Here is a 13,327-nt window from a genome sequence, read left to right as displayed (position 1 = left end):
GGGTGGTCAGGTTGCCGGTCTACTCGTCACAGCCCAGTGCTCTGAGCAGGTCCAGGTGGGTGATGGGCGGCGGTACAGGTGCCGGCCGGTTACGGGCAACAGAATAACGACCACGGAACAGGCGACGGAGAAATACAGTCATGAGGCACCTCTCTTCTTCGATTTCTGATATGAAACTGATTGTAAGTTAAATTTCCTTACTTTTTTGTGACCCTTCTTTCGGTTGTGTGCAACTGAACCGGGTCGCAAAGGAGACGGGGGTAATGGGTACTCCCCTAACATGAAGCCATGAGCTACCACCCTTACGACCCGCGCATGGCCTACGACCCGAAGCGCAAATTGACCGACGGTGACGTGCAGGAGCGTAAGCCCGACGGCTGGTGGGGCGACGAGGGCAAGCTGTTCCGGGACTTTGCGTTCGAGACCTATCAGGCTGGACTTGACTTTGTGGTGAAGGTCGCAGCCCTGGCCGAGCAGCGCGGGCACCACCCCGATCTGCACTTGAAGTACCGCCGAGTTCGGGTGACTTTTTTTACCCACGACGCAGGAGGCGTGACCATGTTGGACCTCGACGGCGCGCAGGCCGTCAATGACCTGCTGAATGAGGACCGTTGACCACATTTCCGGGTCTGGACTTTCCCTGGGAAGCGCTGCCCGCCGAGCGCCGGCACGAGATGCAGCGCACCGTACAGGCCTCTGACCTCGATGATCTGGACCATGTCAACAACACCGTGTACCTGTCGTGGTGTGAGGCGGTTGCCCGTGCACATGCACTGCGCCTGGATATGGGTACTGCAGCTCTGGCAGCCCTGGGCGCTGTACCGGTGGCGCGCCAGCACACCATCACCTATCTGCGCCCGGCCCTGCTGGGTGAGGTGCTGCGGGTACGCACGGCGCTGCTGGAACATGCCGGGTTGCGCAGTGTGCGTGGCTATACCATCGACCGCCTGACAGGCGCTGAACCTCAGCGTCTGGTGGAATGCCGGACCGACTGGGTCTGGGTGGACCCGGTGACCGGCCGGCCCAGACGCGCGCCCACTGACGTGGCCACCCGTTTTGGGTTCTGAGTCGATGGCAGCGGATTTGTCGTCGGGGCCCTTGCGAAGACGTCCGTAAACCACGCGCGCTCGACCAGGGGGCCGCTGGCGCCTGTTGTAGGCTCTGAGCTGCTGGCGTCCGTCATCAATTACAGCAGGCGCAACACCGCGCGGGCAGGGGCACCGTCGACGCCAACCAGGGGCAGCGGCAGACACAGCAACTCGTACTCGCCGTCGTTCACCGCGCTCAGATTCAGGCCCTCCAGAATGTAGATGCCACTGTCCTGACAGGCATGGTGGGCGTCCAGTGTCTTGCTGGTCAGAGGGTCCACGCTGGGCGCATCGGTGCCGATCAGCTGTACGCCTCGCCTCGCCACCTCACGCACAAAGTCCGGACTCAGGGTGCGGAAGTCTTCAGGGAATACCGTCCAGTGCTCAGGCTGGCCGGTATTGAGCAGCAACCGGGATGGCAGGGTCTCTGGAAGTGTGCCGAAAACCTCTGATCCGATCATCCCGCTGCCATGGACACTCAGGACCCGGCACGTGCCCACGTAGACCTCCAGCGGTACGGCGTCCAGGCGCTCTCCCAGGTCGTCATAGTGCCAGGGAGCGTCGACATGCGTGCCTGTATGGGTGCTGGTGCACAGCTCGCTGGTGTTCACGCTGTCCCCGCCGGCCATGCGCGCACCGGGATTGACGCGGAAAGGGGCGTCGCCGGGCCAGTTGGGGTGGGCAGCGGTCAGGGCACGGGAGATATCAAGCAGCGTCATGGTCACAGGGTAGAGGAGAGACCCGGCCAAGCGGCCTGAAGGACCAGCACAGAAAGGTTGCTGTTCCCCTCCCTGGAGGGAGGCCATGAGAAAGCCTCAGCAGGCATGGCCATGGAGCGATACAGCCGGCTTGCCAGCCGCGAATCGCATCCTCGGCAGTCGCCACAACACTTCAGGCAACCCGGCATGTGCCGGGTTGCCTGAGCGACTTCGCATTGAAAATGCGGAGGTGCGGTCCATATGGCCCGCAGTCCTGGTCTCAGCCCTTGACCATCTTGATGGGTGCGCACAGCGGCACGACCGAGAGGGCGTCGCCGTGGTGCACGTTGATGTACGCGCCCTGGTCACCCGCGATTTTGGCCATCTCATTGGTGACGCTGACTGTGGCGCGGCCACTGGCGTCCGCCGTAAAGGGCGGGAACCCGACCGTCACAGGCCCGTTGGAGGCGCAGGGGTCGGTGTTCGATGCCGGCCCGAAAGCATGGTAGTGAGACGCATAGGTCTTGCCAGGGGTCAGGCCTGTCAGGGTGAGCGTGGTGGTTACCATGCCGTCTGCTTTGGTCATGACCATGGCGGTTCCAGCGGCCTGGGGATCAGCTGTGATGGGATTGTGCTTGAACGCCAGGGTTCTTGGCTGGCCCATCATGGTGCATGCGCTGAGAACGGAAGCCGCGACCATCCCGAGAATAATGTTACGTTTCATCATATTCAGTTCCTCCGTCATGCATTCAATCGGTCACGATGATCGTGCCGTTCATGCCTTCGTGATACGAGCAGTAGTACTCGTAGGTGCCTGCCTTGCTGAAGGTGTAGCTGTAGCTTTCGCCTTTTTTCAGATCGTCCGAACGCAGGGAAGGCGTCGTCAGTGAGATCACGTTATGAAGTGCGGCGCCCTGATGCTTCCAGGTCACGGTCGTTCCCGCCTTGACCGTGATCACCCTGGGCTGGAACACATGATCCCCAATAGCAACATTGACCGCTGCTGTCGGGGTTGCCGGGGCCGGGGTGACCGCAGCTGGGGTGACAGCAGATGAACGTGCGGCGGGCGGGGTTCGGCGGACAGCCGCGCACAGTGGCACCACCTTCAGGTCACTGGCCGCATGGACGTTGATGTACGCACCGGCATTGGACGCCACCTTCGAAGCTTCGGCTGTCACCTTGACGGTGGCGCGTCCGGTAGCGCTGGCGGTAAACGGCGGAAAGCCCAGGGTCACGGGTCCATTGGTCATGCAGGGGTCGGCACTGGCCTGAGGCCCCAGGGCGTGGTAATGGGCAGCGTACGCTTTTCTGGGCGTCAGGCCAGAAAGGGTCAGCGTTGTTTCGAGCATATTCGTTCCGGCAGACCGCACCACCGCCCGCCCACCTGCTTTCGGATCGGTCCGCTCAGCGGTGTGCTTGAACATGTGCACCTGCGTGGGAACCGTTGCGGCGGCTCCTATACCCAGCAGCAGCGTGCCGCCGGCCAGTGAACGCAGAATCAGTTTGCCTCGTGGCATGAAGTCCTCCTTGCCCATTGATATGCAGCAATCCGGACTTTGGATTCGTCGAGACAGCAAAGTGCCTGTCTCCGCACGACGACATGATGGCCTATGAGCGCCTCGGCAGCCGGTATACACCGTGGCCACCGGATAGAACCTTGTATTCAGTGGCAGAAAGTCATCGTCGACGGTGAACGTTTGCTAAGGATTACGGTGGTGGGTCCGGTGGGATAGGACTTCATGGAAGTGTTGCCGACACCTGATTTTTTCAGCGGTGCCTGTAGCGAATCTGACAAAGAGACCTGTCTCGGCTGAGGATCTATTCAGCCTGATACAGGTGGGCCTTCCGTTGGTTGACACCGGGCCGCCGGGCGTTTCGGCGAGGTGAGGGCACCCCATGGCTACTCGTCGAGCCAGCCAACGGAACCCGGAATCTCCACGATTAAGGCGCGGAGATCGGGCCGACGGGTATCAGGCGCGAAAGCTTCGAGAGCCTGTATGACCAGAAAACGGTCGGCTTTGTCGACACATTTTGGTTGACCCGGTTTCCAACCATCGGGTAACGCTGTGTTATGCGGTGCGGCCAGCTGGCTTCGCCCGGAGGAGTCGGAGGCCGCTGTAGAGGGGCCAGCGGTGACGCTCTCCGTCTTATTCGGGGGTGGCAAGCCCCTGGACAAAGGCTGCGACAGCCTGTCCGATCTCGTGTGGTGAGTCTTCCTGAATAAAGTGGCGGCCAGCCACCGTGACTTCCTGCTGACTGGGCCAGCTGCGGCAGAACTCACGCTGCCGACCGGTCAGGATCGAGCCGGGCTCCGCGTTGATAAACAGCTTGGGAATCGGGGTGGTGCTCATGAACCGGCCATAAGCCTCCACCATTGCGATCACTTCTGCCGGCTCACCCTCGATGGGCAACTGCTGAGGAAATGTCAGCATGGGACGGCGTTCCTCGCCGGGGTGAGGGAAGGGTCGCCGGTAGGCTTCCATCTCCTGCTCTCCCAGCTCCCGGATGACCGACGACGGCAGAATGCGCTCAATAAACACATTCTTTTCCAGAATCAGTGTCTGTCCAGCGGGGCTGCGCAGGGCCTGGAACATCCGGACGCCGCCCGGGTCCCAGTCGTCCCAGGTAACCGGCTGCACGATGGTCTCCATGTAGGCGATGCCCGCCACACGCTCTGGATGACGCGCCGCCCAGTGAAAGCCCAGCGCGCCGCCCCAGTCGTGCAGCACAAGCACAACACCGCGCAGGTCAAGCGTGTCGAACCAGGCGTCCAGGTAACGGGCATGCTCGGCGATGGTGTAGTTCCCTCCCGGTGCCTTGCCGGACTCGCCCATGCCCACCAGGTCGGGAGCCAGGCAGCGCCCGATTCCCTCCACTTCGGGAATCACATTGCGCCACAGGTAGGACGATGTTGGATTGCCGTGCAGAAAGACGATAGGAGGACCACCGCTCCCCGTATCCACGAAGGCGAATTCTGTATCGAACACCTGAACCCGGGTGCGGGCGTAAGGATCGGCCGGAGATGGCCTGGAATCGTTGGTCATGCGGGCCTCCTGAGAAAGAGGACGACGAAGCCGGAACAACGCAGTCCTCTGCAGGATAACAACATTCTTTGCAGCAGGGCTTGAGCTGATGCTCCCGCAGACTGGCTCCGTCAAATGTTCCCAGCACCCGGGCGATGGAACAAAACGGATACAGCGTACTGCGGTGGGCACGGACGCTAAACCCTCGGGCCAGCAGGCGGTGTTGCGGTTACAACCGCACAGGTGTTTGAACCGGCATGGGACGGGTTTTCATCATCTCGGCCGCTTGTTTCAGTTTCAAACTGGCAAGGGGCCGATTTGCAGGCTCAGAGGCGCCGTTCGTCCACCTGTCGCTCCACGTCCTGAAGCGTGTTGTCTTCCGCCGGCCAGATTGCATCCTGCTTCTGCATTCAACCGGAAGCTGTATATCTCCACCCTGCTACACGCCCGGCAGATTGACCCGGCCAAGCGGTCGGGTGGGGGCCGGGCTTCCCCCGGCCGGCTCAATGCTGATTCCCACCGAGCCGTAGCCCTGCCAGCGGACCTGCATCACAGTGTTACCAGTGATGCCCAGACTGACCGGAACGGCTGCCTGAGTGTCCCCAGCCTGCCGTCCCCAGGCCTGGTAGACCTGACCGGCTGGAGCCGGGCGATTAAGCACCACCAGGGCCTGGCCGTCCTCACGGACCCACAGTGTTCCGAAGATCTCGCCGGTGCGGGTCGACAGAGGCAAACGCACGGCCCCCTGCGCTTCCCAGCGGGTGACATCTGTCTGCAGGGTGGGTGGTGTGACGAGCATCCAGGTGGCATAACCCCCCAGCGCCAGGAGGGCGGCGATGGCTGCCGCCAGCGGCCATGCGGGGCGAGGGCGCGGAGGTATCCGACCTGAATGGTGCGCCGCGGGTTGCAGGCGACGAAGCTGAAGGCGTTCCCAGCCGCCCTCGGGTGCAGCGGCGGGCGGCAGGTCATCGGCCAGCGTGTACAGAGCTTCTTGTAGTCGGACAACCTCGGTGCGGCAGGCCCCGCAGTTGGTCAGATGCGCCTCGACCACCTCCAGCTCGTGGTGTTCAAGGTCACCCAGGACATAGCCGGGCAGCAGTTCCGCCGGGTGAGCGGAGGGGGGATTCACGGCAGCATCCTTTGGCGCAGTTTCAGCAGGGCGCGGCGCAGGCGGCTCTTGACGGTTCCCAGGGGAAGACCTGTCCGGGCCGTGATTTCAGCGTGGGTGTAGCCATCGAAAAACATGGCTTCCAGAAGTTCGCGGTCGGTCGTGCTCAGCCTGTCCAGGGCGTCACGGATAACGACGGCGTCCAGCGGATCACCTGCAGGCGCAGGGGCCGCTAGGTCAGGCACGGGTCCCCTGGAGGGATCCTCCTGACGCTGCGGGCGAGAGCGCCTGGACCGCAGCCGCTCCAGACACAGGTGCTGGGCGATGGTCAGCACGAAAGTTCGCACGGTGCCGCGAGTGGGGTCGTACCGCTGCGCCTGGACTTCCAGCCGGAGGAACGTGTCCTGAAGGACTTCCTCGGCGTCAGCAGGGGTCCCCAGCATGCGCAGACACACCCGGTAGGTCACGCCGGACAGGTCGTCATAAAGTGCTTTGAGGGCTGATTCTTCTCCATACTGGAGCTGCGCGATCAGGTGGTCGTGTGCGGCCTCAATGGATTGGCCACCAGGAGGACGCATGGGATCAGTCTGCCACGCTGCGGACGATGGGTTGGTATTCCGCAGACCGGCAGCCTGCCCCAGAAACCGTGGCACGGTCATATCTGAACTATGCCCGGCAGGGTCCCGTTGGATGCACATTTCCAGGCCATGAAGCGATCCGGACCTTTAACTGTGCCGAAAACGGGTCTGAGCGATAACGGCAAACCGAAGCACACCTGTCCCGGACCTCCTGCAGCAAAAAGGTCAGAAGACAGGCGTGCCACTCGAACAGCCCGGACCGTGTGCAGGCCTTTACGCTCAGGACGGCGTGTAAATGTAGTTCGGCTGCATGTAGGCCAGCTGGAAGCCGCTGCGCAACATGTTGTGGTACGACGGATTCGGTTTTTCGGGCGGGTCCTCGGCGGTCTCGACGGTAATCAGGTCGCACCCCAGCGCCGCGGCGTCGCGGATGCGCCGGGCCAGCAGGGCACCCTGTCCTCCCCGGCGCCGGAACTCGGGCAGCGTGCCCGCGCCTATAAAACGGGCAGTCTGACCTTCCACGAACATACTGGCGGCGGCGACCGGAGTCTCACCGTGGTACGCCAGGTAGCAATGGGCGCCGGGATGCCCGACCAGTGCGGTCATCAGGACCACCAGCGAGGGCGGCAGTCCGTACCCGCGCGCCAGGGTGTCACCGAAGACGGTGGCCAGTTCCTGCCCCACACGCTCCACGCGCAGCTCGGTGCTCACTTCCGGGGGAGGGCCCAGGTCACGCGTGAAAATTGCCCAGGAGTCCTTCCGGACCACCCCGCGCGCTTCGAGCCATGTGGGCAGCGAGTCGGGCGCGGCAATGGGGCTGAGCTGCACCATGAACGGCAGCCCCTCGGCGCGGTACAGCGCCACGAGCTCGTCCACCTGTTCCGGTGTGCCGGGCATACCGACACCCAGGTTCACGACGCGGTTAAAAAGAACAATCGGCACGCTGCCAACCATGCACGCGCCGGCAGATCCGACCCGCACCGTCTGCATTCGCAGCTCCTGCCGGACGTCCGGGGGCAGGTTGCTGTACATCTCCACAAAGGCCTCATCGAGCTGACTGCGGCGCAGGGCGATGTCCTGGGTGGTCAGGGTGGCTGCGGCGGTCATGGTCACTCCCCGCCGCAGATGGCATGGGTTCCGTCGTGACGGTGCGCCGTGCTGCTGACCAGCGCGCCGTAGGTCAGGCCGAGCTGTGTGGCGGCCGTACGGAGCATCAGCCGCACCTGGGCAAAGTCTCCCCAACGGGCGTGGTCGGACACGATCAGCCCGACACAGCTGGCGCGGGTATTTGCACCCGCCTGAGCAGGTGCGAAAGAAACAAGACCGGTGGCCAGGACCACGATAAACACTTTTTTCATCTGCCTTCCCCTTTGAGGTTCTTCCTCGCTCTCAGGGTAAAAAACCTCGCCCGAGCGCACATCGGGGAATCCCCGTAGATGAGCCTGTGCCGCGCCCGGTTTACCCCTTAGGTCCTGTGCTCAGCTGATGCTCCAGTGCGTACGTGGCTGCCTGAACGCGGGAAGTGACCTCCAGCTTGGCCAGGATGTTTGTTACATGCACCTCCACCGTTCGCTCGGAAATGCCCAGCGCGGTGCCGATACGCCGGTTGGGGAGGCCCTGGGACAGCAGACCCAGCACTTCGCGTTCGCGGCGGGTCAGCAGTTCCCGTTCGGGTCCGGGGGCAGACAGGCCATACTCACCCTCCAGCCGGGCGATCACGTCCAGTTCGGCCCTGGCGCCCACCTGTTCGAGCAGGGCGCGCGCCAGGGCCAGTTCACGCCGGGCCTCCTCACGGTCCCGCCTGGTGCCGGGCAGGAGTGCCCCGGCCAGGCGCAGGCGGGCACGGCCCTCGCGGAAGGGGAGACCCGCGCCCTGCCACACCGCTATGCAGGCGCGGTAGTGTGCGGCGGCCTGGGCTGTCTGCCCGGCATGCTGGGCCTCCAGGCCCCGGGCTTCGTGCAGCCAGGCGCCTGGAATGGCTCCACCTGTGGCACCAGCGACCTGGGACAGCACCTGTACGACAAACCCCACGTGGTCTGAATGACCGGAAGCCAGCAGCGTCTCGACGGTCTCGTACACGGCTGCGGCGCCATCGAGGCTGGGTACCCGGGCCTGTTCGAAAGCCATCAGACGGTTCACCTGATCCAGGGCGCCTGCCAGATCCCCGGTGGCGTGCCGTGCCCGCGCCAGCACCGGCAGGCCAAGACGCAGCGCGGCGGCTCCCAGAGGCTGTCCGGCCGCCAGCAATGGCTCCAGTGAAGCGCGGGCTGCCTCGGGGTGGCCCGCGCGCAGATCCAGTTCGGCCTGGAAAATCGTGGCGTGGAGCCGCGTGACAGTGGCCACTGCAGCGTCAGCCAGGACTGCCTGGAAGTGAGCAGCTGCCAGCTCGGGCTGGCCGCGTTCCAGGTGGATCAGGCCACGGTAGCTGCGTTGCATGCTGTGAATCATGCCCAGGCCGCCTTCACGGCCCATCGTGTCGGCTTGATCGAAGAGGGTCAGCGCCTGATCGTAGGCGCCCAGTGGAATATGCAGCAGCGCCAGATGAAACAGTGAGGTGGCCGAGCAGCCATAGCAGGGCAACCGCCGCGCCCGCGAGGCAGCTTCTTTCAGAAGGGTCTGCCCGTGTTCCAGCTGCCCGAGCTGGGCCCGGGCCATGCCCAGATGCTGCAGGCATCGGGTCACGATATGTTCGTCCTGCAATGTCCGGGCAAGGTCCATCGCCCGCTCGCCGTGGTCAAGGCTTTCGTGAAGCTCCCCCTGGTACTGATGCAGCCGCGCCAGGGCGCTCAGGGCCAGTGCCAGGGCAGCTCCGGGAGGCACGCCGCAAAGGGCGCCCAGGGCCGCCTGCAGCAGCGCGAAAGCCTGCTCATGGTCGCCGTGGTAAAAGGCGGTCACACTGCGGTACCGCAGAATCTCCGAAATTTTCCCGGGCTCGTTCAGCTGCGCAAACAGCCCATGGGCTTCACTCCAGGCCGATTCGGAGATGTTCCGGTCACCCACATGCCACGCCGCGCGGGCAAGAGCGTCAAGCAGGTCGGCCCGTTCCCGCGTATTCAGGCCAGTACTCAGCGACAGGGCCGTCTCGAAGAAGGTCACGGCCTCGCGGTGGGCAAACACCCCCGAGGCCCGCTCGCCGGCCAGCCGGGCATAGCGCGCGGCCTCAGGCTCGTGTGACCGCAGGCTGTGGTGCGCCAAGGCTTCAAGCAGGTTGTTCTGTTCGGGCGCTCCCAGGGACTCCAGGGCGCGGAGCACGCGGCGGTGGCGTACGCGGCGGTCCCGGCCCAGCAGGCTCTCGTAGACAGCCTCGCGCGTCAGGGCATGGCGGAACGAATACCAGTCCTCGGCTTCCTCGTAAATCAGGCCGCGCTGCACCAGTGCCTCCATGGCCCGGATCAGTTCGGGCTCGCTCAGCCCGGTCACTGTGAGCAGCAACTCGAAGCCGAACTGGCGCCCAAGAACAGCAGCGTAAGCCAGCGTTTCGCGCTCGATGGGCTCCAGGCCCGCCGTCCTGGTGAGCACGCTGTCGCGCAGCGTCTCCGGGAGGCTGCCCCAATCCGGTGCCCGCCCGTGCTGTGCGGCCTGCACCAGCAGTTCGAAGTCCCCCCGGTCCTTCAGGGCGTACAGCAGTTCCTCGGCATAAAAGGGATTGCCGCCCGAGCGGCCGTGCAGGCCATCCACCAGGCGGCTGGGCAGGACGCGTTGCAGAAGCCCTTCGGCCAAAAAGGAAAGTTCTTCAGGCGACAGGGGAAGAAGCCTGACCTCGTCACGCCGGCGTTCGCGGTTCAGACGCTCCAGCAGGTTGCCCAGCGCTGGAGTGCGGTCCTGGGCATCCGTGCGGTAGGTCGCCAGGATCAGGGTCTGCTGCGGCTCCACTTCCCGGGCCAGATGCGCGACGAGTTCCTGACTGGTCCGGTCGGCCCAGTGAAGGTCTTCGAGCACCAGAACCCGTGGTGCTGTGTCAGCTCGTGCCAGAAGGCCACTGAAGGCTTCGAAAATCCGCCCTTTGCGTCCTTCGGCATCCTCAATGACCGGCAGGGAGGGGAAACTGAATTCCGGCAGCAGAGGAGCAATCTCCGCCGCCAGCCTCGCAAGGTCTGCCGGAAGCTCATGGTCGTTGCGCTGCCCAAGCAGTTTCCGTATGGCCTGGACAAAAGGACTGTAGGGCGGGGCCGACTGATCCTCATAACAGGTCCCCTCCAGCACCTGGGCGCCAGCGGCACGCACCGTGGCCAGGAAGGTGCGCAGCAGATGGGTTTTGCCCACACCAGCTTCCCCGGACAGCAGGACCAGGCGGCCACTTCCCCGGCAGGCATGGTCGAAGTGGGCCCGCAGCAGCCCTAGCTCGGTGTGACGACCTATGAGTGCCTGCGAACGGTGCGGACTCACTGCAACCTCCGGGGGCCTGCCCGGGTAAGGGTGTCGGCTGACTTCCTGTGGCTTTAGCGTACTCCGAAAGGTTCCTGGGTGCAGAGGAGTAACAGGCGGGGATCACCGGGACCAGCCACGGGCATTGAGCCGGCGGGGCCAGCCTGGCGGCGGTATTCCTTCCGATCCGCTCACTCCACAGCAGTTGGAGGGTTCCACCGTCAACGGCCGTGATTGCCGCCAGGAGTCACCACGGCCGTGTGACTATGCTGCCCGGCTGTTATGCAGCCTGACTGGACCGGCCCCACACGGTCGGTTCCGGAACAAAAAAGAAGGAGGCGACCATTCGCCTCCCATTGCTGTGTTGCTTGCCTTAAACGCTGATTTCGGCGAAGCGGGCGTTTTCCTGGATAAAGGTCTTGCGCGGCGCGACTTCAGTGCCCATCAGGTTCTCGAACACCTCGTTGGCCACGATCAGGTCCTCGATCTGCACCCGCTTGAGCGCGCGGGTCTCGGGGTTCATGGTGGTGTCCCACAGCTGGTCGGCGTTCATCTCGCCCAGGCCTTTGAAGCGCTGGATCTCGTACTTCTTGCCTTCCTTGGTCGCGCGGGTCACGTGCACCTTGAGGTCCTCGTTGGTGTACAGGTAGGTGCCCTTCTTCTCGCGTCCTACCATGATGCGGTACAGGGGAGGCTGCGCGATGTACAGGTAGCCGGCCTCAACCACCGGGCGCATGTAGCGGTAGAAGAACGTCAGCAGCAGGGTAGCGATGTGGCCGCCGTCCATGTCCGCGTCAGTCATGATGATGATCTTGTGGTAACGCAGGTTGCTCAGGTCGAAGTGCATCCGGTCGCCGGTGCCCTCGACCCCGGCACCGATGGCGCCGATCAGTGCGCGGATCTCGGCGTTCTTGAGGATCTTGTTCAGGTCGGCCTTCTCGACGTTCAGGATCTTGCCGCGCAGGGGCAGAATGGCCTGGAAGCGCCGCTCACGGCCGCCCTTGGCACTGCCACCTGCCGAGATCCCTTCCACGATGAACATTTCACTCTCGGCCGGGTCCTGAGAAGAGCAGTCGGCGAGCTTGCCGGGCAGGTCGTCGTTTTCCAGCGGGTTGCTGCGGCGCACGATGTCGCGGGCCTTGCGCGCCGCTTCGCGGGCGCGGGCCGCCTCGGCCGCCTTCTCCACGATGGTCTTGCCAACCCTGGGATTCTCTTCCAGGAACTCGGCGAACTTCTCGCCGACCACGGCGTTCACGGCGGTCTGGGCCTCGCTGTTGAGCAGCTTGACCTTGGCCTGTGACTCGAACTGAGGCTCGCCCAGCTTGACCGACACCACGCAGTAGATGCCTTCAAGCAGGTCATCGCCGCTGGGGACCGGGTGACCGGACTTGATCAGGTTCTTGTCACGGGCGTATTTGTTGAGAATGCGGGTGTAGGCGGTCTTGAACCCGGTCAGAGGCGTGCCGCCGTCGCGGGTGCGGATCATGTTGGCGTAGGTCAGGATGTTGTCTGACGCGTAGGTGTTGGCGTGGATAAACGCCACCTCTACCTCCACGTCGCTGTTCTTGCCGCGCATGACGATGGGCTGGTCGTACAGCAGCTTGCTGTCGTCTACCACCAGCGCGCGCGCGAAGTTGGCGATGCCGCCCTTTTCGTGGAAGACCTCTTCCTTGATCATGCCGGCGTGCAGCTCGGTGCGCTCGTCACGCACGACGATCTTCAGTCCGGTCAGGTAGGCCAGTTCGCGCAGGCGGTTGCGGATGCGCGTGTAGTCGAACTGGTTGTCGAACTCCTTGAAGATGCTGGGGTCCGGCTGAAAGCTCACGCTGGTCGCCCAGGTGATGTCGGCCGGGGTGTCGCCCAGTACCTGCAGGGGCTGCGCGAGCTGACCCTGTTCAAAGCGGATATGGTGGATCTTGCCGCCCTTGTTGACCTTCACGTCCAGGAAAGTGCTCAGCGCGTTCACGACCGTCGAGCCCACGCCGTGCAGCCCGCCCGAGACCTTGTAGGCCCCGCCGCCGAACTTGCCGCCGGCGTGCAGTTCGCTGAAAATTACCTCAATGGCCGGGCGGCCCTTGGACTTCATGATGTCCACCGGGATGCCGCGCCCGTCGTCGGTCACGGTCGCGCTGCCGTCGGCATGCATGATCACGTGCACTTCGGTGGCGAAGCCCGCCAGGCCCTCGTCAATGCCGTTGTCGATGATCTCGGTCAGCAACTGGTGGTAGCCGTCGATGCCGGTTCCGCCCTGCACGTACATGCCGGGGCGCTTGCGCACGGCGTCCATGCCTTCAAGCACGGAGATGTCGTCGGCGGTGTAATTGGTCTTGCCCTGGGATGAGCTGCTATCGCCAATGTCTTCAATGACAGATTTAATTTTTTCGTCCTGTTGGGTCATGTCGCTCCTGAAGCGCGGTCCACCGGAGGCGGCGCGGCTGGAAGGGGTGGAAAAGAGCAGAAATTCGGG

General features: G+C 63.9%; 12 protein-coding genes. 2 read left to right on the top strand and 10 right to left on the bottom strand.

The window, feature by feature from the left end:
• Positions 1-288: 288 nt before the first annotated feature.
• Positions 289-615 carry a 4a-hydroxytetrahydrobiopterin dehydratase gene (locus IEY49_RS03720; RefSeq protein WP_189004675.1) on the top strand — a complete coding sequence of 109 codons (327 nt, stop codon included), beginning with the start codon at positions 289-291 and terminating at the stop codon, positions 613-615.
• Positions 612-1,067, top strand: a complete 456-nt coding sequence (locus IEY49_RS03715; RefSeq protein WP_189004673.1) for an acyl-CoA thioesterase — start codon at positions 612-614, stop codon at positions 1,065-1,067. The genes IEY49_RS03720 and IEY49_RS03715 overlap by 4 nt, the downstream gene beginning before the upstream one ends.
• Before the next feature lie 119 nt (positions 1,068-1,186).
• Here the strand turns inward: IEY49_RS03715 and IEY49_RS03710 are convergent, their stop codons facing one another.
• The 10 genes from IEY49_RS03710 to IEY49_RS03665 form a co-directional block, all read right to left on the bottom strand.
• Positions 1,187-1,807: a cyclase family protein gene (locus IEY49_RS03710; protein ID WP_189004671.1), complete on the bottom strand. Its 621-nt coding sequence runs from the start codon at positions 1,805-1,807 to the stop codon at positions 1,187-1,189.
• A 259-nt stretch (positions 1,808-2,066) separates the two neighbouring features.
• On the bottom strand, positions 2,067-2,513 hold the full coding sequence (locus IEY49_RS03705) for a CHRD domain-containing protein (RefSeq protein WP_189004669.1): 447 nt from the start codon (positions 2,511-2,513) through the stop codon (positions 2,067-2,069).
• A 22-nt stretch (positions 2,514-2,535) separates the two neighbouring features.
• Positions 2,536-3,303: a cupredoxin domain-containing protein gene (locus IEY49_RS03700; RefSeq protein WP_189004667.1), complete on the bottom strand. Its 768-nt coding sequence runs from the start codon at positions 3,301-3,303 to the stop codon at positions 2,536-2,538.
• Positions 3,304-3,933: 630 nt separating this feature from the next.
• A complete protein-coding gene (locus IEY49_RS03695) occupies positions 3,934-4,830 on the bottom strand; it encodes a haloalkane dehalogenase (RefSeq protein WP_189004665.1) in 897 nt (298 codons plus the stop codon).
• Positions 4,831-5,248: 418 nt separating this feature from the next.
• On the bottom strand, positions 5,249-5,938 hold the full coding sequence (locus IEY49_RS03690) for an anti-sigma factor (RefSeq protein ID WP_189004663.1): 690 nt from the start codon (positions 5,936-5,938) through the stop codon (positions 5,249-5,251).
• On the bottom strand, positions 5,935-6,495 hold the full coding sequence (locus IEY49_RS03685; RefSeq protein WP_189004661.1) for an RNA polymerase sigma factor: 561 nt from the start codon (positions 6,493-6,495) through the stop codon (positions 5,935-5,937). Before IEY49_RS03685 ends, IEY49_RS03690 begins: the two co-directional genes overlap by 4 nt.
• 279 nt (positions 6,496-6,774) lie before the next feature.
• The gene (locus tag IEY49_RS03680; protein ID WP_189004659.1) at positions 6,775-7,602 is read right to left on the bottom strand and encodes a GNAT family N-acetyltransferase; all 828 of its coding nucleotides are present in this window, start codon (positions 7,600-7,602) and stop codon (positions 6,775-6,777) included.
• 2 nt (positions 7,603-7,604) lie between these two features.
• Positions 7,605-7,853 carry a hypothetical protein gene (locus IEY49_RS03675; protein ID WP_189004657.1) on the bottom strand — a complete coding sequence of 83 codons (249 nt, stop codon included), beginning with the start codon at positions 7,851-7,853 and terminating at the stop codon, positions 7,605-7,607.
• Positions 7,854-7,953: 100 nt separating this feature from the next.
• A complete protein-coding gene (locus IEY49_RS03670) occupies positions 7,954-10,881 on the bottom strand; it encodes an ATP-binding protein (protein ID WP_189004655.1) in 2,928 nt (975 codons plus the stop codon).
• A 352-nt stretch (positions 10,882-11,233) separates the two neighbouring features.
• Positions 11,234-13,258, bottom strand: coding sequence for a DNA gyrase subunit B (locus IEY49_RS03665; RefSeq protein WP_268239005.1), 2,025 nt, complete (start codon positions 13,256-13,258; stop codon positions 11,234-11,236).
• Between the last annotated feature and the right edge of the window lie 69 nt (positions 13,259-13,327).

It is taken from the genome of Deinococcus malanensis, from assembly GCF_014647655.1.
In the GTDB taxonomy this organism is placed as follows: domain Bacteria; phylum Deinococcota; class Deinococci; order Deinococcales; family Deinococcaceae; genus Deinococcus; species Deinococcus malanensis.
Note: the sequence above shows the minus strand (reverse complement) of the source record. Positions and strands in the feature narration are given on the sequence as shown.

Excerpts from the sequence above, each read along its gene's own strand:
- IEY49_RS03720 (WP_189004675.1), top strand. The coding sequence starts at position 289 with ATGAGCTACCACCCTTACGACCCGCGCATGGCCTACGACCCGAAGCGC.
- IEY49_RS03710 (WP_189004671.1), bottom strand. The coding sequence starts at position 1,807 with ATGACGCTGCTTGATATCTCCCGTGCCCTGACCGCTGCCCACCCCAAC.
- IEY49_RS03705 (WP_189004669.1), bottom strand. The coding sequence starts at position 2,513 with ATGATGAAACGTAACATTATTCTCGGGATGGTCGCGGCTTCCGTTCTC.
- IEY49_RS03700 (WP_189004667.1), bottom strand. The coding sequence starts at position 3,303 with ATGCCACGAGGCAAACTGATTCTGCGTTCACTGGCCGGCGGCACGCTG.
- IEY49_RS03695 (WP_189004665.1), bottom strand. The coding sequence starts at position 4,830 with ATGACCAACGATTCCAGGCCATCTCCGGCCGATCCTTACGCCCGCACC.
- IEY49_RS03685 (WP_189004661.1), bottom strand. The coding sequence starts at position 6,495 with ATGCGTCCTCCTGGTGGCCAATCCATTGAGGCCGCACACGACCACCTG.
- IEY49_RS03680 (WP_189004659.1), bottom strand. The coding sequence starts at position 7,602 with ATGACCGCCGCAGCCACCCTGACCACCCAGGACATCGCCCTGCGCCGC.
- IEY49_RS03675 (WP_189004657.1), bottom strand. The coding sequence starts at position 7,853 with ATGAAAAAAGTGTTTATCGTGGTCCTGGCCACCGGTCTTGTTTCTTTC.
- IEY49_RS03665 (WP_268239005.1), bottom strand. The coding sequence starts at position 13,258 with ATGACCCAACAGGACGAAAAAATTAAATCTGTCATTGAAGACATTGGC.